This window comes from Hyphomicrobiales bacterium (assembly GCA_030688605.1).
Taxonomy (GTDB): domain Bacteria; phylum Pseudomonadota; class Alphaproteobacteria; order Rhizobiales; family NORP267; genus JAUYJB01.
Genome location: JAUYJB010000051.1, coordinates 22,992 through 47,319 on the forward strand (window position 1 = coordinate 22,992; position 24,328 = coordinate 47,319).

Annotated in this window: 21 protein-coding genes; 12 read left to right on the plus strand and 9 right to left on the minus strand. The window is 65.8% G+C overall.

What is annotated here, in order from left to right:
• Window positions 1-57: 57 nt before the first annotated feature.
• Window positions 58-2,583, minus strand: coding sequence for a methyl-accepting chemotaxis protein (locus tag Q8P46_06240; GenBank protein ID MDP2619762.1), 2,526 nt, complete (start codon window positions 2,581-2,583; stop codon window positions 58-60).
• Window positions 2,584-3,023: 440 nt separating this feature from the next.
• Between Q8P46_06240 and Q8P46_06245 the strand changes: the two genes are divergently transcribed.
• On the plus strand, window positions 3,024-5,876 hold the full coding sequence (locus tag Q8P46_06245) for a caspase family protein (GenBank protein MDP2619763.1): 2,853 nt from the start codon (window positions 3,024-3,026) through the stop codon (window positions 5,874-5,876).
• A 12-nt stretch (window positions 5,877-5,888) separates the two neighbouring features.
• Here Q8P46_06245 and Q8P46_06250 read toward each other — a convergent pair whose 3' ends face one another.
• The gene (locus tag Q8P46_06250; GenBank protein MDP2619764.1) at window positions 5,889-7,697 is read right to left on the minus strand and encodes an alpha/beta fold hydrolase; all 1,809 of its coding nucleotides are present in this window, start codon (window positions 7,695-7,697) and stop codon (window positions 5,889-5,891) included.
• Window positions 7,698-7,792: 95 nt separating this feature from the next.
• On the opposite strand from Q8P46_06250, the gene Q8P46_06255 reads away from it, so the two are divergent.
• Together Q8P46_06255 and Q8P46_06260 are read left to right on the plus strand one after the other, a co-directional pair.
• Window positions 7,793-8,653, plus strand: coding sequence for a fumarylacetoacetate hydrolase family protein (locus tag Q8P46_06255; protein MDP2619765.1), 861 nt, complete (start codon window positions 7,793-7,795; stop codon window positions 8,651-8,653).
• Between the two features lie 373 nt (window positions 8,654-9,026).
• On the plus strand, window positions 9,027-9,341 hold the full coding sequence (locus Q8P46_06260) for a hypothetical protein (GenBank protein MDP2619766.1): 315 nt from the start codon (window positions 9,027-9,029) through the stop codon (window positions 9,339-9,341).
• Window positions 9,342-9,627: 286 nt separating this feature from the next.
• Here Q8P46_06260 and Q8P46_06265 read toward each other — a convergent pair whose 3' ends face one another.
• A complete protein-coding gene (locus Q8P46_06265; protein ID MDP2619767.1) occupies window positions 9,628-11,070 on the minus strand; it encodes a mannose-1-phosphate guanylyltransferase/mannose-6-phosphate isomerase in 1,443 nt (480 codons plus the stop codon).
• Between the two features lie 43 nt (window positions 11,071-11,113).
• A complete protein-coding gene (gene htpG, locus Q8P46_06270) occupies window positions 11,114-13,078 on the minus strand; it encodes a molecular chaperone HtpG (protein ID MDP2619768.1) in 1,965 nt (654 codons plus the stop codon).
• A gap of 570 nt (window positions 13,079-13,648) precedes the next feature.
• Here htpG and Q8P46_06275 point away from each other — a divergent pair.
• Window positions 13,649-14,029, plus strand: coding sequence for a DUF2794 domain-containing protein (locus Q8P46_06275; GenBank protein MDP2619769.1), 381 nt, complete (start codon window positions 13,649-13,651; stop codon window positions 14,027-14,029).
• Between the two features lie 17 nt (window positions 14,030-14,046).
• Here the strand turns inward: Q8P46_06275 and Q8P46_06280 are convergent, their stop codons facing one another.
• From Q8P46_06280 to Q8P46_06295, 4 genes are all read right to left on the minus strand, one after another.
• Entirely contained in the window at window positions 14,047-14,574 is a 528-nt protein-coding gene (locus Q8P46_06280; protein ID MDP2619770.1) for an N-acetyltransferase family protein, read from the minus strand.
• A 113-nt stretch (window positions 14,575-14,687) separates the two neighbouring features.
• On the minus strand, window positions 14,688-15,419 hold the full coding sequence (locus Q8P46_06285) for a Bax inhibitor-1/YccA family protein (protein MDP2619771.1): 732 nt from the start codon (window positions 15,417-15,419) through the stop codon (window positions 14,688-14,690).
• A 127-nt stretch (window positions 15,420-15,546) separates the two neighbouring features.
• Window positions 15,547-18,129 carry an FtsX-like permease family protein gene (locus Q8P46_06290; protein ID MDP2619772.1) on the minus strand — a complete coding sequence of 861 codons (2,583 nt, stop codon included), beginning with the start codon at window positions 18,127-18,129 and terminating at the stop codon, window positions 15,547-15,549.
• Window positions 18,116-18,808, minus strand: a complete 693-nt coding sequence (locus Q8P46_06295) for an ABC transporter ATP-binding protein (protein MDP2619773.1) — start codon at window positions 18,806-18,808, stop codon at window positions 18,116-18,118. The genes Q8P46_06290 and Q8P46_06295 overlap by 14 nt, the downstream gene beginning before the upstream one ends.
• Window positions 18,809-18,946: 138 nt before the next feature.
• On the opposite strand from Q8P46_06295, the gene Q8P46_06300 reads away from it, so the two are divergent.
• The 8 genes from Q8P46_06300 to Q8P46_06335 all read left to right on the plus strand — a co-directional run bounded on the left by Q8P46_06300 (window position 18,947) and on the right by Q8P46_06335 (window position 24,023).
• Window positions 18,947-19,570 (plus strand): arylesterase, encoded by a 624-nt coding sequence (locus Q8P46_06300; GenBank protein MDP2619774.1) that lies wholly within the window; start codon window positions 18,947-18,949, stop codon window positions 19,568-19,570.
• 32 nt (window positions 19,571-19,602) lie between these two features.
• The gene (gene thpR, locus Q8P46_06305) at window positions 19,603-20,139 is read left to right on the plus strand and encodes an RNA 2',3'-cyclic phosphodiesterase (GenBank protein MDP2619775.1); all 537 of its coding nucleotides are present in this window, start codon (window positions 19,603-19,605) and stop codon (window positions 20,137-20,139) included.
• 12 nt (window positions 20,140-20,151) lie between these two features.
• Complete coding sequence (locus Q8P46_06310) at window positions 20,152-20,490, plus strand: 4a-hydroxytetrahydrobiopterin dehydratase (GenBank protein ID MDP2619776.1); 339 nt, start codon at window positions 20,152-20,154, stop codon at window positions 20,488-20,490.
• A gap of 69 nt (window positions 20,491-20,559) precedes the next feature.
• Complete coding sequence (locus tag Q8P46_06315; GenBank protein MDP2619777.1) at window positions 20,560-20,976, plus strand: YkvA family protein; 417 nt, start codon at window positions 20,560-20,562, stop codon at window positions 20,974-20,976.
• 45 nt (window positions 20,977-21,021) lie between these two features.
• Window positions 21,022-21,528 carry a TrmH family RNA methyltransferase gene (locus tag Q8P46_06320; GenBank protein ID MDP2619778.1) on the plus strand — a complete coding sequence of 169 codons (507 nt, stop codon included), beginning with the start codon at window positions 21,022-21,024 and terminating at the stop codon, window positions 21,526-21,528.
• Between the two features lie 147 nt (window positions 21,529-21,675).
• Window positions 21,676-22,209 carry an invasion associated locus B family protein gene (locus Q8P46_06325; GenBank protein ID MDP2619779.1) on the plus strand — a complete coding sequence of 178 codons (534 nt, stop codon included), beginning with the start codon at window positions 21,676-21,678 and terminating at the stop codon, window positions 22,207-22,209.
• Window positions 22,210-22,305: 96 nt separating this feature from the next.
• A complete protein-coding gene (rlmN, locus tag Q8P46_06330) occupies window positions 22,306-23,502 on the plus strand; it encodes a 23S rRNA (adenine(2503)-C(2))-methyltransferase RlmN (protein MDP2619780.1) in 1,197 nt (398 codons plus the stop codon).
• A complete protein-coding gene (locus tag Q8P46_06335; GenBank protein ID MDP2619781.1) occupies window positions 23,499-24,023 on the plus strand; it encodes a hypothetical protein in 525 nt (174 codons plus the stop codon). The genes rlmN and Q8P46_06335 overlap by 4 nt, the downstream gene beginning before the upstream one ends.
• Here Q8P46_06335 and Q8P46_06340 read toward each other — a convergent pair.
• Window positions 24,016-24,327 (minus strand): hypothetical protein, encoded by a 312-nt coding sequence (locus Q8P46_06340; GenBank protein MDP2619782.1) that lies wholly within the window; start codon window positions 24,325-24,327, stop codon window positions 24,016-24,018. The two genes, Q8P46_06335 and Q8P46_06340, sit on opposite strands and share 8 nt — an antisense overlap.
• Window position 24,328: the final 1 nt, after the last annotated feature.

Sequence of the window (24,328 nt, forward strand, 5' to 3'; positions counted from 1 at the left end):
TTCCGTCGCGCCCGCGCCGGTTCCCGAAAAATTGGAATCGTAAGACCGGCAATCGGTCTAGGCCGCCGCAACCTTGCGCAGGAATGTCCCGACCACGCCGCTCAGGCGCCGGGTTTGGGCGGCAACTTCGGCGGACGCCTGGGCCAGCTGCGCGGCCGAGCCGTTGGTTTCCACTGTGGCGTCCTGAACCCTGGAAATATTGCTGGCCACGCCGCGCGTGCCGGCGGCCGCCTCGTGCACGTTCTGCGAAATTTCGTTTGTCGCCATGCCCTGCTCCTCGACCGCCGCGGCAATCGACAGGGTGTAGTGATTGACCTCTTCCATGGTCGCGGCGATCGCCTGGATTCCGCCGACGGCGTCCTCGGTCGACATCTGGATTGCCGATATCTGCGAGGCGATCTCCTCGGTGGCCTTGGCCGTCTGGTTGGCCAGCGACTTGACCTCCGCGGCGACGACCGCGAAGCCCTTGCCCATTTTGCCGGCCCGTGCCGCCTCGATCGTGGCGTTGAGAGCGAGCAGGTTCGTCTGTTCGGCGATCTCCTTGATCAGGGTGACAACCTCGCCGATCTTGGATGTGGCCTCGACGAGGCTTGCGACCTTGTGGTTGGTTGAATGCGCGCCGCTGGTCGCCGCGGCGACGATCTCGGAAGCCCTGACCGCCTGCTTGCCGATCTCCGTGATCGACGAACTCAGCTCTTCTGCGGCCGAGGCAACGGTTTCGACATTGATCGAGGCGGCCTTCGAGGCCGCGGCCGCATTCGACGCCTGGCCGGAGGTCTCGTCGGAGGTGCGGGAGAGCGCTGTCGCGGTCGCCTGCATCTCATCCATGGTGGTCCCGACCTTGTGGATCAGTTCCTCCGTTTCAGCGCGGAATTCGTTCACCAGCGCATCGATGCTTTCCTGCCGCCGAGCTTTGCCGGCCTGATCGCGGCGGGCTGCTTCCTCGAGGCGATTGCGGACCAGGGCGTTCTCGCGAAATATGGCAACCGCGTCGATCATGTCGCCGACCTCGTCGCGGCGGGTGTTGGCGTCGAGTTCAACCGAAAGATCGCCCTGCGCCATGCGACGCATATTGGCCACGAGTTGCGCCAATGGCTTGGCCATGCCGCGATCGACGACGAAGATGCCGATGGCCACCGCGATCGCGAAACTCGCGACCCCGACCAGGATCAAGGCCCATCCGCTGCCCTTGAACTGCCGCTCGATGCCGATGGCCTGCACCTCAATCCGGCCACGCTCGAAATCGATCAGCCGGTCGATCTGGCGCCCAAGCTCTTCGCCGGCAACAAACACGGTTCGGACGATGAACTTGGCTCGCTCGGCGGCATCGAATTCCGAGAGACGCAGCCCGAGAAGGCCCCGGTCCGGATCGGCGAAATCGATCAGATCCTCCACCAGGCCGGCGATCTCATTGTTCATGATGACCCGCATTGCCCGCCGCATCCGCGCGGCTTCCAGGGTCACCTTGTCCTGCAACGGCGCGATCCGGCGGCGGTCCTCGGCGAGCGCACCTTGGACGACGAGGGCGACATAATGGTGAAGGCTCGTGTCCGCCTCCAGGGTGGCCCTTATCTTTCCGAGCTGGTTGTCGAGCAGATCGGCCATCGCCGCGCTGTTGGACTCGATCGCGCTGTCCGCGGCGCTGGTCAGCTTGAAGATCTGATCGTCGATGGCCTTCAACAGCGCATTGTCGACCGACTGCTGCAGATCGATCACCTTGGCCAATGTGTGACTTGGGTCGGAGGCGTCGGCCCCGGCGAGAGACAGCCTGCCCTTGCCGCTCAGTTCCTCCTCGGCCAGGGCCAGAAGGTTCTTGATGCCGGCCTCCGCGTCGGCCGCGGTGGCGTCCTGCGGCAACCTCCCCAGGAACGCGGTGAGGTGCCCGCGGACGGCGGTCAATTTGCTTTCGAGGCTCATTGCCCGTTGTGGGTCATCGGCCAGCGCGTGCGAGGTGATGAGGCCGGCCAGCAGGCTGATCTGCGGACGCGATTCGAACAATGACCACAGGCCAACCATCTCCTTGTTGACCAGTGTGTTGACGATCTCGTTGCTGTTTTGCGCCGCGGCTTTGCCGCCCTCGATCAGCGAGGAATAGGCGTCGTCGACCATCGGTCCGAGCTTGGCGGTGGCGGCCACGTGATAGGCGAACAGCTTGTGCAGCCAGTCGAGCTTCTGGCGGCGCAGGGCGAGCCACGCCTTGGTGACGTCGTCGAGCGCATCGAGTTTCGCGGCGAAGGAACTGGCGCCGGCTTTCAGGTCCTCGAGCACGAAGGTGGCGGCGGCGTTCATTTCGATCTTCGCGGTGTCGGCCTGCAACTTTCCGATGGCCTCGCGCAGTCGCGCACTCGCCGCTGCCCGCGCTTCCTCGGCTTCGGCCGCGGCGAGATCGGCCGCGGCGATCGTCACGTCGGTGCTGCGGATGGCCAGCGCCGCGGCGCTGCGGATGGCCGGGATTTCCTGTTTCGACAGGTGAGAGAACGCGATGGCGACCGCCTGGAAGGAATAAATGCCGATCGCGACCGCCGACAAGGTCAGCATGGCGCTGGCGCCGAAGGCGGCAAATAGCTTGCCCCGCACACCCATTCGCCACATCCAGCCAAATACGATTGACCGGCCCAATGCCCGATTGCCGCCCTTGTCCATGCTCACATCACGTTTCTATTGGCCCAACGGGTAAAGCCGGTGCCACGTGCCCGATTGAGCCGTTTGACCGCGACACATGCTCTTCTCCTGCCCATCCCCCCGTTCCGGTCGCTTGCCCAGGACAACCGACAGCCGGGAGCCTCGCTAAGGAAGGTTGACGCAACACGGGACGGACAGACGGAGGCCGCTCGGTTCGCCCCGCCTCACCCGAGCCGGTCGCCGCCGCCACTATGCGGAGCGGAGATGAATGGTTGGTAAAATGCGTGCGCGATTGCCGGCCGAACGGCTTGCGCCCTCCCCTGCGGCATGGTTTCATGATCGGGTGCCGGCGCGAGCGGCCCGCCGGCGCAGCGTCGAAGGGCGATACGGGGCGAATTCCGTTGCGTTTTTTCGCAAAGATCGTGTTGCTCCTGGCATTGCTCGCGGGAGCGTTGCGCGTCGAGGCGGCGGATCGGGTGGCGCTCGTCATCGGCAACAACGCCTACTCGGGAACGGCCGCGCTCGCCAACCCGGTGCGCGACGCCACCGCGCTTGCCGCCACGCTCGAAGAGCTCGGCTTTTCGGTGCTGCTGGCCACCGACATCGACCGCCGCAAGGCGATCGCGGCCATCGACGAGTTCGGCCGCAGGCTCACCGACCAGGCAACGGCGCTGGTCTTTTACGCCGGCCACGCGGTGCAGATCGGCGGCCGCAATTTCCTCCTGCCGACGGACGTTTCGGTCGATAGCGAGCGCGCCCTGCGTTACAGCTCCATCGACATCCAGGAAGTCGTCGCCGAGATGGAGCGCCGCGCCGGGGTGAGCATCGTCATCCTCGATTCCTGCCGCGACAACCCGTTCCTCGACCAATTGCCGGATCGTGCCGCCAGCCGTTCGACCCAGGTGCAGCGCGGCCTCGGGCCGATGGAGCTGCGCGGCCGCGGCGCCATCATCGCCTATGCCGCGGCGTCGGGCGCGGTGGCCAGCGACGGCGACGCCGAGCACAGCCCTTACACGGCGGCGCTGCTCGAGGAGATCGGCGCGCCGGGCGTCGAGGTCGGGCTGATGTTCCGCCGCGTCTCCAAGCGGGTCATCGATGCAACCCGCGGCCAGCAGCGCCCGGAGCTTCTGGTGCGGCTGGTCGACGAGGTCTATCTCAATCCCGGCGAGGCGATCGCGGAGGCGCATCCCGCCGCGGCCTTCCCGGCCGTGACCGCGCCTGGCGCGGCCGGGGCCGCCGCGACGACGCCCGCAGAAGGCACGGCGGAGGCGCAAACCGGGCTGGCGACGGCAAAGGTCGCTGCGGCCGGAAACGGAAAGCCGCGCGGCGGCGCGCGCGCCGACGACCGCTTCTTTGGCCAGAGGGTGATCTTCCACCCCGCTTGGGCCGGCAGCGTCGCGGTGCCGCAACCGACCGGCTTCCGGCCGGCGCCGTCGCGCGGCATTGGCGAAGCGGCGGCAAACGACTCATACGGGACGGCGCAGCCGGTGCCGCTCGCCGCCGACGTCACGGCGCGGATCACGCCGCGTGGCGATACCGACTGGTATCGGATCAACGTTCCGGTCGCCGGCGAATTGCACGTTTTCGCGGAACGATCGCCCGAGCAGATCGACCTGTTCGCGCGGGTCTGGAACGACGACCACATGGTGGTCGCCGATTGGCAGGGCGCCGGACGTCCCGGCGGCGCGCTCGACGGGCGCTATCCCCTGCCGGGCCCCGGCAATTACTGGATCGAGATGAGCGACGGCCGCAGCGATGCCGAGAGCGCCGATCCCTTCACCTTCAAGGTCGATTTCGCCGCCGCCGACGACCCCTTCGAGCCCAACAACGCCATCGGGGCGGCGCACCCGGTGCCGGTGCCGTCGAAGTTTTTGGCGACGATCTATCCGCGCGGCGATACCGACTGGTACCAGGTCTGGGTCGGCGAGCCTGGCCTCCTGTCCGTTCTTGCGGAGAAGGTGCCCGAACAGCTCGACATCGCCATTCGCGTCTGGAACCTCGACGGCAAGGTGGTCCGCGACTGGGCGGTGCCGGCGCGTCCGGGGGGCGACACCTTGCACGAGACGGAGCTGGCCGAGCCCGGCGTCTATATCATCGAGACCGCGGACAGCCGCAGCGACGCCGCCACCGTGGATCCGTTGCAATTGTCGTTCGATTTTCACCCCGTCCCCGATGTGGCCGAGCCCAATAATTCCTTCGGCGCCGCGGCCGCGGTCGAGCCGACGAGCGCCCACAAGATCGCCATCTTCCCGCGCGGCGATACCGACTGGCTGAGCATCGATGTAGACCATCCCGGCGAGATGCGCCTGGCGGTCACCAATTCGCCCCAGGATCTCGACATCTATATGCGCGTCTGGACGTTGGAAAAGGACGTGCTGCGCGACTGGTTCGGTCCGCTGCGCGTGGGCGGCGACGTCGACGACTTCGCCGACCTGCCGGGGCCGGGACGCTATTTCATCGAGATCTCCGACGGCCGCTCCGACGCGGCGAGCCCGGAGCGGTTCGACCTGGTGCTCGCCTTCACGCCGCAGCCCGACCAGTACGAACCCAATAACAGTGCGGCGGAGGCCGCGGCGCTGTCGCCGGGTGGCGAAATCCTGTTCAACATCCTGCCGCGCGGCGACACCGACTGGTTCCGCGTCGAGACCGCGTCCGCCGGCGAGCTTGCCGCGGTCATCGACGAGGGGCCGGACAATCTCGACTTGCACTACCGGGTCTGGAACGCCGATCAGAAGGTGATCCGCGACTGGGTAGCCCCCTACCGCAAGGGTGGCGTCACCGAGGGTTTCGCCGATCTGCCCTCAGCCGGCGTCTACTTCATCGAGGTCAGCGACGGGCGCAGCGACGAACGTTCGGTCCAGCACGCCACCTTGGCAACCAAATTCATCGCGACGGACGACCCGCTGGAGCCGAACGACAGTTTCGGCGCCGCAAAGCCGCTCGAGCTCGGCACCCCGCATGACGCCCACATCCTGCCGCAAGGCGACACCGACTGGTACCTGCTGGAAGCGCCGCGCAGCGGCGAGTTCACCGTCATCGTCGACGAGGTCGACCCCGCCCTCGATATCTGGGTCAGGCTGTGGAATGCCGAGGCGCAGGTGATCCGCGACTGGGTCGGCCCGCCGCGGCCCGGCGGCGTCACGGAAGCGGCCATCGCCGTTCCGGGCGCCGGCACATACCGGCTGGAAGTCAGCGACGGCAGAAGCGATTCCCGCTCGCCGAAGCCGTTCCGGATCCTGGTCGATTTTCGCTAGCGCACGCGCCTGCTACCGGCCGACGATCCTTGCCAGCATCCCGCGGATCGCCCGCCATTCCTGAACCGCCTCGGCGCTGTTCGGCCGGCCGGCGAGCTCGGCCAGCGCGCGGTCGACCGTGCTGAACGCCGCTTCCCCCTTGGCGCGGGCGAGCGTCAGCGCCGACATCGCCACCGGGCCGTTGCACCGCACTGCGTCGAACACCCAATAGCGGCCGCGCGGGGCGGCCAGCGGCTGCAAACCGCAGCGTCCTTCGGGTGCTGCGTCCTTCCAGAACAGCCACAGAATGTCGGTCAGCGCCGAGGTATCGTTGGCGAAATAGCTGTGGCCGAGCATGTCCTCGCCGAGCGCCGACATGTCGATGGAGTCGATCTCATCGGCGATCAGGATCTTCTCTCCCGCCTCGCCGGCGCGCGGCGCGTCGCCATGCAGCTCCCGCGAGGCGGCGAGCGCCCAGTCCTGGTCCGAGGTGTAGAGCGTGAGCCGGCGGGCCAGCGGCCGCACCGAGCGGATCATTTCCGCGAACAGGCCGGCATCCTCGTCGGGCGCGGTGAAGATGATCTGCTCGAACATCGGGGACACGCCGTCCGCCATGCCGCGGCGTTCCGCGGCGATCAGCTCCAGCGCGTCGATCAGCGCCCGGTTGCCCATCGAATGGGCGATGAGGTGGACCCGTTTGGCGCCGGACCGGGCGACGACATCCTCCAGAAAGCCGCGCAGGCGCCGGCCGCTGAGCCGCACGACCGCCTCGTCGGAGAGATAGAACAAGAGGTTTGCCCGCGACGGCCAGGAATAGAGGATCGGCGCGCCCTCGAAGTTCAGATCATAGGCGATCTGGGCTGTGCGCTTGGCGGCGTCGGCAAAGGAGACATTGTAGCCGTGGATGAAAACGAAGGCCTCCTCGGCGCCGCGTCCGCCAAGGGTCCGGGCCATGTCGGCGAACAGCTCGTCGCCGCTCATGGTCTCGAGCCTCATGATGACGATGTGGCGCTCCGGGTTCTCCCGCCATTCCAGCTTGGTGAGCGACGGGGCCTCGAGGGCACCGGGCTTGTGGATGCGCGGCACGGTGACGTCCAGCGTGCCGAAGTCGAGGTCGCCCCGCGCGCCGCCATAGAAATCGTTGGGCCGGTCGCTGCCGGTGCGCGCCCGGTCGGTGGCATAGAAAACCTTGACCCGGGTGAAGCTATCGCGGTCAGCGGCGGCGAATTCGCTGGTGACGACGATGCCGCGCGTGCCCGATGCGGCGCCGGGCTCGGCGCAGCGCAGGCCAGCGTCTTCTGAAAGCCTGCGGTGGCGGCTGGCCTTTTCGGTTTCGTTCAGCGCGCCATAGGCCCGCGCCAGCCGCTCGTGGAGGCGCGCCGTCGCGTTTCCGGCGCAGTCGCCGTAAAGCATGTCGATGCGCAGCGCTTCTTCGAAAAAATGGATCGCCTTGCGGGCGTCTCCGGCCCGCGCATAGGCATCGCCCGCCGACTCGTAGATTTTGAACAGGCGCGGGTCGGCGGCGCCGTTGAGCCGCGCTGTCAGCTCCGCCTCATAGGCGAAGGCCTCGCCGGCGTCGGCGAACTTGCCGGCGGAAAGATAGAGCGGCGCCAGCTCTCCCAGCAGGGCAAGGCGCACTTCCGCGCGGGCGCCTTGATCCTTGACCGCCGCTTCGAGCAGCACGATGGCGTTCCCGGTCGCGCCGCGCGTGATTTCCGCCCGCACCCGCGACATCAGCAGAATGTCGGCGGCGGCCGCGCGCGCCGACATGCAGCCCAGCACCAGGAACAGGATGGCAAGGGCGACTGCGGCAAAGGCTGCAGCGAATGTGCGCTCGGGCACGTTGCGCTCCTCCGGTTCGACCGACTAAGAGGTTACTAGACGATTGCACCCCCTGTCACGCGGGCAGGAAGCTGCTTTGAACGGAAGCTGGACTCATGCGCCTTTGCCGCTTCGACGACAACCGCCTCGGGCTCTTTCTGGGCGAGGACATCCGCAACGTTACGCCCGCGCTCGACGTCCTTCCCGCGGTGCGCTGGCCGCTGCCGCGCGGCGATCTGATGATCGCCAATCTGGGCGCGCTGCGGAAACGGATCGCGGAGCTGGTGGCGAACGCGCGCAGCGTTGAGCCTGAGGCCGTGAAACTGCTCAGCCCCGTCGCCAATCCCGGAAAGATCATCGCCGCGCCGGTCAACTATCAAGCGCATCTCGACGAGGCGCGGGCCGACGCGGGCATCAATTTCGGACAGCCGGTCAAGACCATCGACGATTATGGCCTGTTCCTGAAAGCGTCGAGCTCGCTTGTCGGCTGCGACGAGGGCGTCGTCGTGGGGCACGGCGAGCGGCGCATCGACCATGAAGTCGAGCTTGCCGTCGTCATCGGGCCCGGCGGGCGCGATATCGCGGAGGAAGACGCGCTGTCCCACGTCGCCGGCTACACGATCGGCCTCGACATGTCGGTGCGCGGCACCGAGGACCGCTCCTATCGCAAGTCGCTGGACACCTTCACGGTGCTCGGGCCGCATCTCGTCACCGCGGACGAGATCGACGATCCGGGCGCGCTCGATTTGGGGCTTTCCGTCAATGGCGAGGTGCGGCAGGCCTCCAACACGAGCCATCTCATCTACACGATCCCGAAGCTCATCGCCTATGCGTCCGCCGCCTACACGCTCGATCCCGGCGACGTGATCCTGACCGGAACGCCGGCGGGCGTCGGCCCGGTCCGTCCCGGCGACGTGCTGTCGGCCTGGGTCGAGGGCATCGGCCGGATGGACATCGCGGTTCGAGGAACGCCTTGAAGTGGGACGCGACTGGGTTGATCGGATGGATGCATAGAGCTGCGGCATGCCTAATCTCCTTCTCCCCCCTTGCGGGGGAGAAGGCAAAATCAAGGCGTTAGCCGAGCCGTAGCGAGGCTAACCCTTGAATTTTGCAAGAGGGGGGTGGTCGGCACCCCCCCTTCTGAGAAATCTAACGCTTGGCACCGCCTGCGCGCCGCCAAGTCGTTGATTTCTCTTCCTCCGCCACCAAGGGGGAGGAGGTATGATTTGGGCGTCGGCCCGGTGCGCCCGGGCGACACCCTGTCCGCCTGGGTCGAGGGCATCGGCCGCATGGACGTCGCGGTGCGTTAACAGAAAGAATCCGACGGATGGTACCGACAGGAGCCGCCTGATGACCTTCGACTACCGCAAATTCTACGATCTCGAAAAATACCTGCTCGCCGAGGTCGGCCCCCGCTTTAGAGAGACCAGGGTCATCTGCCCAATCGATTTCTACCTGATTATTATCTGGAAGGCTAACCGGGCCAAAACGCGGATCCGTGACCGGCTGAATAAGCAGCCGGGTGGCTTTGCTGAAGCTGTCGAAGGTATAGCCGCATCTCTGCACACAAGCGCCTGCCCGATGGGCAGGCTCGAAGTACTGATGAAGAAGTGGGGGGTTCCTCCTTCCCATGGCTTCCGCCATTCTGACAGTGTTCTATCCTGACGATTTTGGCGTCTATGACGTTCGCGTTTGCGAGCAACTGGGAGCGTTCAAGGAACTTGCTGGCAGGCAATTTTCAGACGGTCTTTGGAAAGATTATCAGAGATTTCTGAATACCGTAAAAGCCACTGCACCCGGAGGATTCAACCTGCGCGACAAGGATCGCTACCTTTGGGGGCGTTCGTTCTATGAAGCCACAATGAGGGATCTCGGGGGCTGAGAAACGCCACTGCCGCCGGAAGCCCACGATGCGAAATCCATCGGCGGCCACTCGGTCTGGACTTGACCGCTAGATCCGCCCGTAAATGTCCTCGTAGCGGACGATGTCGTCCTCGCCCAGATAATCGCCGAATTGCACCTCGACGATCTCGGCCGGCTCGTCGGTGAGGTTCTCGATCCGGTGCCGGGCACCGAGCGGGATGAAGATATGCTCGTTTGCCCCAAGCTCGCGTGCGATCTCGCCGCAGGTGACGCGCGGTCTGCCGCGCACCACGACCCAATGCTCCGCGCGATGCTGGTGGCTCTGCACGGACAGGCGTCCGCCGGGCTTGACGAGGATGCGCTTGATCTGGAAGCCGGGACCGGCGGCGACATTGGTGAAGCTGCCCCAGGGGCGGAGTACCGTCGTGCCGGCGCGGGCCTCGGGACGGCCTGAGCGATTGAGCGCGGCTACCAGCTCGCTCACCTCCTGTGCCCGCCCGCGCCCTGCCACCAGCACGGCGTCGTCGACCGCGATGACGGCGAGGTCCTCGATCCCGAGGGTCGCGACCAGCCGGTCCTCGGCCCAGATCACTGATTTCCTCGTGTCGACCGCAATGACCTCGCCATGGATGGCATTACCGCCTTCGTCGTGCGGCATGATCTCGCCGATGGCCGCCCACGAGCCGAGATCGCTCCAGCCGATCGCCGCCCGGGCGACAAGGCCGCGGCTCGTATGCTCAATGACCGCGCGGTCGAGGGAGATGGCTTCGAGCGCGGCTAAGGCGCGCGGCTCCAGGGTCCAGAACGGCGCGGCGACGGTTGCCTCGCCATAGGCCGCCCGGCAGCCTGCGACGATGTCGGGCTTGAGGCGTTCGGCCTCGGCGAGAAGCGTTTCGGGAGAAAACAGGAAAATGCCGGCGTTCCAGACGAAGTCGCCCGCTTCGACAAACTCGCGGGCGGCGTTCTCGTCGGGCTTTTCGATGAACCGGCCGACGCGAAACACACTTCCCCCGCCATCGGTGTCCGGAATCGGCGCGCCGCAGCGCACATAGCCATAGCCGGTCTCGGGACGCTCAGGCGTCATGCCGAGAAGGCCGATCCCGCCCTCGGAGACGACCGAAGCGGCCAATCCGGCGACTGCGGCGCGAAAGCCCTCGGCATCGGCGATGTGGGCATCGGACGGCAGCAGAAGCACCAGCGCGCCGGGTGCCGCCTTCTGCGCATGCAGGGCGGCGGTCACGGCAACCGCCATGGTGTTGCGGCCGACGGGCTCCAAGAGATAGGCACTGGGCTCGACGCCGACGCCGGCGGCCTGATCGGCGACGATGAATTTCTGCGCCGTGTTGCACGCCAGGACCGGCGCCAGGAAGCCATCCGAACGGACGCGCAGCAGGGTCTGCTGAAGCAGGGTTCGATCCGCCGACAGGGCGCAGAACTGTTTGGGAAGGTCTTGCCGCGAGACCGGCCACAGGCGCGTGCCGGAGCCCCCGCACATGATCACCGGCTGAACCGGTTGAGAAAACTCGGCCATCCCCGCCTCGAATTCCGGTCAATGCTGCCTTGCGATTAGAGCATTATCCGGACTTCGCGGCCATTGCCTTGACCAGAATGTCGGTCAACCGGTTGCAGAAGGCTGCGGCGTCGTGCGGCCCCTCGCCCTCGGCGATGCGCGCCTGGTCGAAAAGCATCCACACGGCGCTTTTCACCGGCTCGGCGTTGCCGCCGGCGGCGGCCGATTCGGCGAGCGCCGCGATCAGCGCGTGATCCGGGTTGATCTCCAGCACCGGGGCCGACAGCGCCGCTTGGCCTGCATGGCGCGCCAAGAGCTTTTCGAGCTGGCGGTCCGGGCCGCCTGCGGGTGCCACCAGGCAGCAGGGGCTCGACGTCAGCCGCTGCGACAGGGCGACGTCGCTCACAGCGCTACCCAGCGTCTCCTTGACCATGGCGATCAGGGTCGCAAGCTTCGCCTTGCCGGGCTCCGCCTTCTTGTCCTTGCTCTCGTCTTTCGCCGCGCTCTCCTTAAGCGGGATGGCGTCCAGGTCGGCTGCGCCCTGGGTCACCGAGCGAAACGGCTTGCCGGCAAAGCCGAGTGCGGTGGCGGTCCAAAAGCTGTCGACCGGATCGCTCAACAGCAGCACCTCGATCCCGCGGGCGCGGAAACCTTCAAGCTGCGGGCTTGCCGCTAGCTGGTCGAGCGATTCGCCGGCGATGGTATAGATCGCCGTCTGGTTGTCCTTCAGATCGGCGACATAGTCCTTCAGGCTGCGCCAGCCCTCGGGCTTACGGGTGGTGCGGAAGCGGGTCAGCTCGTAAAGCTCGTCGCGGCGCTCGGCGTCCTCGTAAAGGCCTTCCTTGATGACAGCGCCGAAAGACTCCCAGATCTTGATGAATTTCTCGGGCTCTGCCTCGGCAAGCCTGCCGAGCTCGCTCAAGACCCGGTTGGTCACCGCCTTGCGGATCTGTTCCACCAGCGGGTTGTTCTGCAGCATCTCGCGCGAGATGTTGAGCGGCATGTCCTCCGAATCGATGACGCCGCGGACAAAGCGCAGATAGGGGGCCAACAGCTCCGCCTGGTCGGTGATGTAGACCCGGCGCACATAGAGCCGCACCCGGCCGCGGCGCTCCGGGTCGAACAGATCGAAGGGGGGTGCGGAGGGAACGAACAGCAGCACCGCATATTCGTGCCTTCCTTCGGCGCGGTAGTGGATGGCCAGAGCCGGTTCGTCGAACTGGCCGCTGACATGGCCGTAGAATTCCTTGTACGCCTCGGGGCTCACCTGGCTCTTCGGCTTGCGCCACAGGGCGGACGCATCGGTCACGGCGCGAGCCTCGCCGGGCTTGCCCTCCTTGACCTCGACGAGCGAGATCGGAACCGGCACGTGGCCGGAATAGGTCTTGATGACGCGCTCGATGCGGGGAACTTCGAGAAACTCGGCGGCATCCTCGGCAAGATGCAGCGTCACTCGGGTGCCGCGCCGGTGCATCCTGGCCCGTTCTCCGGTCACCGGTTCGACCGAAAAACTCTCGCCGCCCGCCGAAAGCCAGCGCCAAACCTCGCCGGAACCGGCCGCCCGGCTCACCACCTCGACTTCGCGGGCCACCATGAAGGCGGCATAGAAGCCGACGCCGAACTGGCCGATCAGGTTCCCGCCCTCTCCGGCGGCCGCGATCCTGTCGATGAAGGCGCGGGTCCCGGAGCGCGCGATGACGCCGAGATCAGCGACCAGCGCGTCATGGTCCATGCCGACGCCGTTATCCTCGACGCTCAACGTCTTGGCCGCCGGGTCGACAATGATGTTGATGCGAAAATGCGGCTCGTCCTCGGTGAGCTTCGGGTTTTGGATTGCCTCGTAACGCAGCCTGTCGCAGGCGTCGGCGGCATTGGAGATCAGTTCGCGCAGGAACACCTCGCGGTCGGAATAGACGGAATGAATCAGGAGCTGCAGAAGCCGCGCCGTCTCGGCCTTGAACGCGTGATTCTCCGCCTTTGCGACGGTCTTCGAAGATGCAGCCTTTGGTGATTTGCGTGGCTTGCTCATGGGCGCTCGTGCATGGAAGAACGCCCTTGATATTGCCCACTGAAGGCGTGGTTTCAAGCCTGCGGAAGCCTGCGGAAATCGGCCGAAAAAAATCGGGCCGGCGAACCGACCCGATTTGTACCCGATCTTTGATTTCTCAAAGGTCACTTGAAAACGGCGACCCGGTTCATCGGAGCAGCCCCGGGGGGCTTGGGGGGCTGAGAGTTCCGAGGCACTCCTCGAACCGGGTCACAGGGGCAACGGTCGAGACTATCGGGTGTGTTTTGGGCGTGCCAAAGGCCGAACTTGGGCGAAAATATGATTTCGTTGGGACAAGTTCGCGGCCCGAGGCCCGTTTACGGTTATCTTGCTAGGTCTGGATTGCGCCAAATCCTGCGGGGACGGGCCCCACTTTCCCGACCGCGGCGTCGCAGACGCCTTGTGGCGGGCCGGCACCACGGCGGCGCCTGCTCCCGGCGGGCGGAAAAATTGGCTCCCGCCCGATCCGCAACATAGCTGTAAACAGGCCCTGGGGCTTGCAATCCGCGCAAACGCGGAGGAACATTGAGCCAGACGCGACAAGGAGGCGCCATGAGCGAAACTGATCCAATAGTGCTTCCGCGCGGCATCGCCGCCAGGGCGAAAGCCGCGCACGGCCCGGTTCTTCCCGCCGGAAGAACCTCTTTCAGCAGGGGTGAACTGGACCAGATCCTGCAAGTTTACGGCCGTAAGGTCGCCGCCGGCGAATGGCGCGATTATGCCATCGACATGCTGGGAGAGCGCGCCGTCTTTTCGGTGTTCCGCCGGGCCTGCGAGTTTCCGCTGTTCCGCATCGAGAAAAACCCGCGTCTGGCGCGCCGCCAGGGTGCCTACGCGGTGGTTGCCGCCTCCGGCGTCATCGTTCGGCGCGGCCACAGTCTGGAGAATGTCCTGAAGGTTCTGGACAGGCGGCTGCGCCTGGTCGAAGCCTAGGCGCGAAGGCAGGCGGTTCAGTCGTCGGGCGGCGCCGAAGCGCCTTTGCCGAGCGGACGCTGCATGACGACGGAATCCAGCCAGCGGTCGAACTTGTAGCCGACGTCCCTGATCGTTCCCACCATTTCGAAGCCGAGCCCATGGTGCAGGTCGATCGAGGCTGAGTGGCGCGAATCGCCGATGATGGCGATCATCTGGCGGAAGCCGCGCGCCGTGCAGGCCTCGATCAGCCTGAGGAGGAGGGCGCGGGCCAGCCCCAGCCGGCGCGCCCAGTCGGCGACATAGACGGAATCCTCCACCGTATAGCGGTAGGCGGGACGTGGCCGGTATGGCCCGGCATAGGCGTAAGCTGCAAGCCTGCCAGATAATTCGGCCACGAGATAGGGATAGCCGCCGTGCACGAGCTGCGCGCGACGGCGCGCCATTTCGATTTCGTCAGGGGCGACCAGCTCGAAGGAGGCGGTACCGGATTCGACCGCGTCGCGGTAGATCGCCGTGATGTCCGCGATGTCCTCATCCACGCTGTCGCGAATGACCAGACTCATGCCCCTGCCCCAGCCGCCATCCCTTCAGCGCGCCGATCCTAGCGCCAAATGGCCAAAGACAAAGGCCCCGGCTCTCGCCGGGGCCCAAGGTCAATTGGTGCTGCGATTGACCCTTAGTTTCGGTTGCCGAACAGTTGCAGCAACATCAGGAACAGGTTGATGAAGTCGAGATAGAGCCTGAGCGCGCCCATGACCGCCTTGCGACCCGCGACCGTGCCGTCGTCGCCGACATAATACATTTCTTTGATCTGCTGGGTGTCGTAGGCGGTAAGGCCGGCAAACACCAGGACGCCGATGACGGAGATGGCGAATTGCAGCGCCGAACTCACCAGGAACAGATTGACCAGCATGGCGATGATGATGCCGATCAGCCCCATGAACAGGAACGAGCCCCAGCCGGACAGGTCCTTCTTGGTCGTATAGCCGTAAAGGCTCAGCGCGCCGTAAGTGGCGGCGGTGATGAAAAACACCCGGGTGATGCTGGTCGTCGTGTAGACGAGGAAGATCGACGACAGCGACAGGCCGACCATAGCCGCGTAGACCCAGAAGGTCGTCTGCGCCGCTGCGACGCTCATCCGGTTGATTCTGAAGCTCAGCAGGAAAACCATGGCCAGAGGCGCCAGGATGATCACCCAGCGCAGCGGGCTCACATAGATCAGCTCGGCGAAAGCCTGATTGTTGAGGGCGAGCGTGAACGTCCCCAGCGCCGCCACGCCGGTGAGCCCCAGGCCGATAGCCATGTAATTGTAAACGCGCAGCATATAACCGCGCAGGCCTTCGTCGACGGCCTGAATCTCGCCGACGCGACCAGCAGCGCGCGCGTAATTTCTTTCAAACTCTGCCATTTTTTCGGACCCTCGTTCGAAATTTCGTGACGAATCCGTTATCGTCGCCCCAATATGGGCATTTTGTCACCGCCGCACAAGGGTATGCGGTGCTGAGTGGCATTTGCCGGCCGAATTCCACCGAATCTCAAAGCGTCCGCAGGATTGGCGCCGGTTTGAGGCCGAGAACGCGCCAATTGGCAGCAAGGCCAAGGGCGATCAGCGCCAGGGTGGCGCCCGCCGCCGTGCCGATTGCCACGGTGGGGGCGAAAATGAAGCTCGCATGCATCACCTGGGTCAGCACCAGATAGGCGGCGGCCGTGCCGACGAAAACGGCAAAAATGGCGGTCGCAAGCGCCAGCAGCAGGAATTCGAGCGCGAAGGCGGCCATCAGCCGCCTGCGGGTGGCGCCGAAGGTTTTCAGGATCGCCGCCTCACGGATGCGCCCGCGCTGACCCGCGGCCAGCGCGCCGGCCAGCACGAGCACGCTGGCGACGATGGTGATGCTGCTGGCGCCGCGGACCGCCCACATGATCTGGCTGAGCAGCGCGCTCGCGGTATCGAGGGCTTCCTTGACGCCAATGATGGTGACGTGAGGAAAGGCGCGAGCGACCGCGCTCATCACTTCACCCTCGCGGTCGTTGCCCGGGGTTTCCGGCAGAGTCAGCGTCGACAGGATCATGTGAGGCGCTTCGGCGAACGTATTGGGCGAAAAGATCATGACGAAGTTGATGCCGAGAGATTGCCAGTCGACGGTGCGCAGATTGGCGAGTTTGGCGGTTACCTGACGGCCGAGCACGTTGACGGTGACCTCGTCGCCGGGCGCCAGGTCGAGCGCCCGGCCAAGCTCGGCGTCGAAGGAGACCTGCGGCTCGCCCCGATAGTCGGGCGGCCACCATTGGCCGACGACAAGCCGCGAGCCTTCCGGAATGGTGTCCGAATAGGTGATGCCGCGATCGCCGTTGAGCACCCAGCGGGCCTCCGGCGGCGGGTCGATATTTTCCGCCCGCACGCCGGCAAGCGAGATGATCCGCCCGCGCAGCATCGGCACGGTCTCGATGGTGCCGTCGGGCGCGATTGCGGCAAGTAGGCGGGTGAAGGCCGACGTTTCGTCGCGTTGCACGTCGACGAAGAAGAAGCTCGGCGCCTGCTCGGGGATCTCCGAGGTCAGCTCGCGGACCAGATTGCGGTCGATCAAGGCCAGCGCCACCAGCAGTGCAAGTCCCAGCCCCAGCGACAGGACGACGGAAGGCGTCAGCGCACCTGGCCGGTGGATGTTGCCGAGCGCAAGTCGCGCCTCTGCGCTTCCAAGCGCCGGTGCGCGGCGGGCGAGCGCCATGACCGCCAACGCGACCAGCCGCAACAGCACGATCGCGCCTGCCGCGACGGCGATATAGATGTGGGCAATGCGCGATTCAGCGGCGGTGGCGACGGCGAGCAGGAGGAGCGCGCCGACAGCAACCGCGATGCCGACGAGATAGCGCGCGCGCGGCCATCGGCGCTCCGGGGCGACGAGGTCACGGAACAGGGCCGCCGGCGGCACGTCGCGGGCTGAGCCGAGCGGCCAAAGGGAAAAGGAGAGCGCCGTCAATAATCCGTAGACGGCCGCCAGCAGCAACGGCTCCAGATACAGACCCTCCACCAGCCTGAGCGGCACCAGCTTTGCGATCAGCGGCCCGCCGGCGAGCGGAAGGGCGGCGCCGAAGGCGAGGCCGATTCCGATGCCGGCGATGGCGATCAGGACGATCTCGATAAGATAGATGAGGAATATGGCGCCGGCCGGCGCCCCCAGACATTTGAGAATGGCGATGGTCTGGCGCTTGGACTCGAGATGGCCGCGCACCGCATTGGCGACGCCGACGCCGCCGACGATCAGGGCGGTCAGCCCGACCAGCGTCAGCACCTGGGTGAAGCGGTCAATGGACGTCTGCAACCTGGGCGAGGAATGGGCGCGGTCACGGATTTGCCAGCCCGCCGACGGCGCCGCCGCGGTCGCTTGCGCGACGAAGCGCTCAAGCGCGGTATCGCCGCGCTGGCCCTCGGGAAGGCGGACACGATAGTGCCAGTGGACAAGGCTGCCCGGTCGCAACAGACCTGTCTCGGCGAGCGCCGCGCTGTAAATCATCAGGCGCGGGCCGAAGGTAAGACCGGAGGACAGCCGGTCCGGCTCTTGCGTGATGACGGCGCGAATCTCCAGTGCAATGTCGCCGACACTGATGCGTGCGCCCGGCGCCAGTTGAAGGCGCTCGAGAAGGGCAGGTTCGGCTGCAGCACCCCAGACGCCGTCGCGCCTGGCGAGCACGGAGGCAAGGTCCGCGCCGTCTCGAAGCCGGAAGTCGCCGTAAAGCGGATAGGCGCCGTCGACCGCCTTGATCTCGACCAGCGCCTGATCGGAGAGGTCGGGGACGCGCGCCATGGCGCGCACCGTTGCGACCTCGTTGACGTCGCCGGAGCGGGCGAGGAAGGCCCGCTCTTCGGCGTTGGCGCGGCGATGGATGAGCTCCAGCGCGACGTCGCCGCCGAGGATCGCCTGCCCCTGGGAGGCCAAGCCCTCGGACAGGGACCGCGCCAGCGAGCCGACGCCGGCGATCGCCGCGACCCCGAGCGCCAAGCAGGCTAGAAACACGTAAAATCCGCGCAGTCCGCCGCGCAATTCGCGCAACGCCATGCGCCACGCCAGGCCGAATATGCGCGGGCGCCGTATCGGCTCCGGAGCGTCAAACGCGCGCATGGGTCTTCAGCGGGCGGACGCGCCCATCCGCCATCTCCATGACCCGATCGCACTGCCGGGTCAGGCTGGCATCGTGGGTGACCAGCAAGAAGGTCGCATCATGTTCGCGGCGCAGATCGAACATCAATTCGGTTATCAGCCGGCCGGTGTCGCCGTCGAGGTTGCCGGTCGGTTCGTCGGCGAGCAGGATCGCAGGCTCGGAAGCGAGCGCCCGGGCGAGCGCCACGCGCTGTTGCTCGCCGCCGGAAAGCTCGACCGGATAGTGGGCTTGTCGGTCGGATAGACCGACCCTGGCAAGCATCGCCTCGGCGCGGGCGAATGCGTCGCGCGAGCCGGCGAATTCGAGCGGCACGGCCACGTTCTCCAGCGCCGTCATGTTGGCGATGAGGTGGAAGGATTGAAAAACGATGCCTATATGACGGCCACGAAAAAGCGCAAGACGGTCCTCGTCGAGGTCGGTAATGTCCTGGCCGGCGATCCGCACGCTGCCGCTATCGGGCCGCTCCAGACCGGCGATAACCGATAGCAGGGTGGACTTGCCCGAGCCGCTGGGACCGATCAGGCCGACCGCTTCGCCGGGCGCAAGCCGCATGTTGGTTCCGCGCAGAATATGCACCCGTCCCGCACCGCTGCCGAGGCTCAAATGCACATTCGCAAGATCGATCGCCGCCTCGGGCACGTGACAGGATACCCTCTATTGCGCCTGCCGCTGCCCGGTCGCGGCACGCGGCAACTGACCTCAGATAAGGCGGTTTGCGGCAATGTCCAGTCACATCGTCGCAGGTACCGCCTGGCACGGCCAGTCGCAATACTGGCGATGCTACTGGCCCTGCTTCTGATGGCGGTGGCGCAGGGAGCAAGTGCGCGCGCCGAGACGCTCAAAATCCTCGCCTTCGGCGACAGCCTGACGACAGGGCTCGGCTTGGCCGGGGAAGAGGCCTTTCCGGCGCAGCTTCAGGCCGCCCTGCGGGCCAAGGGCCATGACGTCCGGATCGTCGATGCCGGGGTGTCGGGAGATACCGCGGCAGCCGGACTTGCGCGCCTCGACTGGTCGCTCGGCGAAGGCGCCGACGGGGTCATTCTCGAACTCGGCGCCAACGATGCGTTGCGCGGCATCGATCCCGCCGCCACCCGCGCCGCACTCGAAAAGACAATTGCGCGACTGAAGGCGCGCGGCATCGAGATTCTGCTCGCCGGGATGCGGGCGCCGCCTAATATGGGGCCGATCTACAGCGCCGCCTTCGATGCCGTCTACCCGGCGCTTGCGCAAGAGCACGGCCTATTGCTGTATCCCTTCTTTCTTGACGGCGTGGCGGCGCGCGAGGAGCTCAATCAGTCGGACGGCATGCATCCGAACGCCGCCGGCGTCGCGGTCGTCGTTAAGCGTATTCTGCCCAAGGTCGAGGCACTGATCGCCCGCATCCGGGCCAACGGCTCATAGGTCCGGTCCACGAATAAGGAGGGGAAGCCGTCATGCCGCGCCTGTTCACCGGCATTGAGATACCGGACGAGATCGCCGACAGGCTGAGCGGGCTGCGCGGCGGCCTGCCTGGGGCCCGCTGGATCGACCCGGAGAATTACCACATTACCCTGCGCTTTCTCGGCGACATCGACGTCGCCCGCGCCCACGACGTTGCGGACCTTCTCGCCCGCATCCGGCGGCGTGCCTTCACCCTTGCGGTCGACGGGCTCGGCACCTTCGGCGGCTCCAGGCCGCGGCAGGTCTGGGCGCGGGTGCCGGCGACGCCCGCGCTGATGGCGCTGCAGAGCGAGAACGAACAGCTCATGCAACGCGCCGGCCTGCCGCCGGAGACGCGCAAATTCACCCCGCACGTGACGTTGGCTCGGCTCAGAGACACCAAGAGTCGTTCGCTCGCCGAATATTTGGAAAGCCGCAGCTTTCTGGGCACGCCGTTCGAAGTGACGCGCTTCGTATTGTTTTCTTCCCAGCCGTCGCGCGGCGGCGGCCCCTATATCGTCGAACAGGCCTATCCGCTGTTTGGGGACTGATTTTGCGGCACAATGTCTGATTGTGTTGAACGATCACGAAAAAGAGGGGGAGAGGAGAGGATGACCGAGAGACTGGAAGGCGCGGCGCGCAGGCAGGCGCTGGGCGCATTGAGCGGCTGGAGCGAGGTTGAGGGCCGCGACGCCATAACCAAGACGTTCACGTTTCAAGACTTCAACCAGGCATTCGGCTGGATGAGCCGGGTCGCGCTGGTGGCCGAAAAAATGGACCATCACCCGGAATGGCAGAACGTCTACCGTACGGTCGAGGTGACGCTTGCGACCCACAGCGCTGGCGGGGTGACGCAACGCGACATCGCGCTTGCCAAAGCCATGGACGAATTTGCGGCGTAACCGCAGACTTGCGTCGAACAGCCATTGGTCCCATCTTGATCCTAAGCAATGGCCATAGAGGACCAAACGATGACGACCGACCGGACGTTTGACCGGGATCTTGAGGAGAATGCGGAAAAGACGCTGCTCGGCAGCGCCTTGCCGATGGTCGTGGCGCGCAACGAAGCGCGGGTGAAGCGGGATTTCTGGAGCAAGGTCAAGCGCTATCTCGGGCGCATTCCCTTCGCCGAGGATCTGCTCGCCGCCTATTACTGCGCCACCGACGGCGAGACGCCGATTCGGGCCAAAGGGCTCCTGTTCGCGGCGCTCGCCTATTTCATCCTGCCGACCGACTTCATTCCGGACTTTCTGGCCGGCCTCGGCTTTTCCGACGACGCCACCGTGCTGATGATGGCGGTGGCGATGATCCGCAGCCATATGAAACCGGAGCATCGCCACGCCGCGCGCAAGGCGCTCGACGACCTCGAAAAGGACGCCGCGGCTTGACGCAGGACAGGTCGCTACCGGATGTCGGCACCGGCGAGCGAATCGTTGTCGATCAAGCCCGTCAGAGGCTATTTCGCGATCGGTGCGGAAGGCATTTCCAAGCCGATGAATCTGGGCAACCCGATGCGCTCGGCGCGCGCCTTCGGCGCCAGCTTCATCTTTACCGTCGGCGCTCATTCCACGGCACGCCGGGCCCGGCCCGACACCTCCAAGGCGCCGCACCATTTGCCCCATTATGCCTGGGACACCGTCGCCGAGATGCAGCTTCCCAAGGACTGCCGCCTTGTCGGAGTCGAGTTGACCGAAGACGCGATCGACCTGCCGAGCTTCCGCCACCCGTCGCGCACGGCCCACTTGCTCGGCCGGGAGAGGGGCTCATTGTCGCCGCAGATGCTGGAGGGCTGCGAATTCGTGGTAGGGATTCGGACCGCCTTCTGCATCAATCTCGCGACCGCCGGCGCCATCATCATGTATGACCGGCTGTGCACACTCGGCTCCTTCGCCGAACGGCCGGTGCGCGCCGGCGGCCCGATGCCCCCGAGACGGCCATAACGGTGCCGACAACCGCGCCAAATTCTCGCCGCATTGGCCGGCAGGCTGGAAATTGAGAGAGACAATATGATGATATGGAATTGAAGCCTTCCGACGCGGCGAATTGATTAACGGTGTATTAACAAATCCGGCGCATATGGAATGATTATGATTTCGAAGCCTCTTGATCGCGTTCAACAGCTACGAATTCTGCTGGCCGCTGCGGTTGCCCTGGCACTCGGCACCACCGGCGCGGCGGCGCAGACGCCAACGCTTCTCGGCCAGGACAAGGACTGGGGCGCCTATACCGCCGAGGTGGACGGCGGCACCACCTGCTACGTCCTGTCCCGCCCCAAGGACCAGAGCCCGAAGAATGTGCGCCGCGACCCGGTCTATTTCTTCGTCACCGCCCGGCCCAAGGACAATATCCGCAACCAGATCAGCGTCATCACCGGCTATCCCTACAAGAATGACAGCCGCGCCACCATCGAGATCGGTTCGGCCAAGTTCACCCTGTTCACGCGCGACGACAAGGCGTGGATCGAGGATGTCAGCGAGCAGGACAAGCTGGTCGAGGCGATGAAGGGGGGGGCGACCATGATCGTGCGCGGCACCTCGCAGCGCGGCACAAACACGACGGATCAGTACTCGCTGGCGGGCGTCTCCGCCGCGCTCGAACGAATGGCCAAGGCCTGCCCGTAAATCATTCAATTGCAGATTCTCCGGCCCGCGGCGGGGCTCGCGCGCAGTGCACCGCGCGTGCTATGAGGCGGAGAACCTGAACGACACGAGACCCTAATGGCGTTGACGCTCGACATTCCCGAGGCCCGGGATGAGGCGGCGGTATGCTCTATTCCCGCCAAGCCGTCCCTTGCGGGGCTGACGCGCGCCGAGATCCGCGTGGCGCTCGCCGCCCTCGGCGTGCCGGAGAGGCAGCTCAACATGCGCCTCGGACAGCTCTGGAAATGGGTCTATGGCCGCGGCGCGCAGTCGTTCGACGAGATGACCGACATGGGCAAGGTGTTGCGCCAGGCCCTGGCCGGGCGTTGGTCGCTTGACCGGCCCGAGATCGTCATGACGCAAAAATCCGCCGATGGCACCCGCAAATGGCTGTTGCGCGTTGCCCCCGCCACTCCGGCCGGGCCGCCCGGCGAAGTCGAATGCGTCTATATCCCCGAGGCCGACCGCGGCACTCTGTGCATCTCCAGCCAGATCGGGTGCACGCTCAACTGCACCTTCTGCCACACCGGCACGCAGCGCCTGGTGCGCAACCTGACCGCGGCCGAGATTGTCGGCCAAATCCTGGTGGCCCGCGATGCGCTCGGCGAATGGCCGGGCGCCACGCGGCCTGCCGACGATTCCCTGCCGGACGCGGAGCGGGCGATCACCAACATCGTTCTGATGGGAATGGGCGAACCGCTCTATAATTTCGATAATGTGCGCGACGCGGTCGCTATCGCCGCCGATCATGAGGGCTTAAGCCTGTCGAAGCGGCGCATTACGCTTTCGACCTCCGGCGTCGTGCCGGAGATCGTCCGCTGGGGCGCGGAGGCCGGCACCATGCTGGCGATCTCGCTGCACGCGACCCGCGATGCGCTGCGCGACGAACTGGTGCCGATCAACCGAAAATATCCGATATCGGCACTGCTCGACGCCTGCCGCGCCTATCCCGGCCTTTCCAACGCCAAGCGCGTCACCTTCGAATATGTGATGCTCAAGGGCGTCAATGACGGTATCGAGGATGCCAAGGCATTGGTGCGGCTGCTCGCGGGCATCCCGGCCAAGATCAACCTGATCCCGTTCAACCCGTGGCCGGGCGCCCCTTACGAATGCTCGGACTGGGATGTGATCGAGCGCTTCGCCGAGGTCGTCAACCGGGCCGGCTATGCGAGTCCGGTGCGCACGCCCCGCGGCCGTGACATCATGGCCGCCTGCGGCCAGCTCAAATCGGCTTCGCAAAGGCTTAGCGCCCGGGCACGCCAAGCCGCGTCATGATTTTCTTCCGCCTCCTCGGCCGTCTGATCCTGATTGCATGCGGTTTTTTCCTGGCGAGCCTCGCCGCGGCGCTGACCGCCACCGCCGGCCTTGAACGCGCCTATGGCATTGCCATCGCCACCGGCGAACCGTTCGGCGATTTTGTCGTCACCTGGGTGCTGTCGGTACTGGTCTCGGCGATGGCGATCAGCCAGTTCTCGCTGACATTGGCAGCGATCGCGATCATCGTCGCGGAGAGTTTCGCCCTTCGCTCCTGGCTCTATTACGCGGCGGCCGGCGCGCTCATCGGCGTGCTCGCCCTGGTCGCGCTCGAAAGCGAGCGCGGGCCTGCGGGGAGTTCACAAATGGCCGATCTCGAAGCGCTCATATTCATCGCAGCCGGCCTTGTCGGCGGTCTCACCTATTGGCTCATCGTAGGCCGCAGCGCCGGCGCGGTGACGCTGCCCTTGTTTCGCGCAACGGCGGGGACGGATGACAAGGACGGACCTGCCGCTCCCGCCGGCCGGAACGGCACTAATTGACGACAACGCCGGAGAGCCTGCGCCGGCGGCCGATATAGTAGAGGACGGCGCCGAGAACCGCGAACACGATCCAGCTTGGCAGGAACAGAACCGAGACGAAGACCGGATCCCAGAGGAACCGGAAGGTGTAGCGCTCAATCACCGCCTGGGTGAGGTTGAGGCTTGCCGGATGGACATTGAACCAGGCTTGGCCGAGCGGCGTCATCACGAGACTTCCCGAAGCGATGCTCGCCACGCCGTCGACCACCAGGGAAACGAAGCCGCCAGCCAAGAACAGAAAACCGAGTATGCGCAGGACGATCATT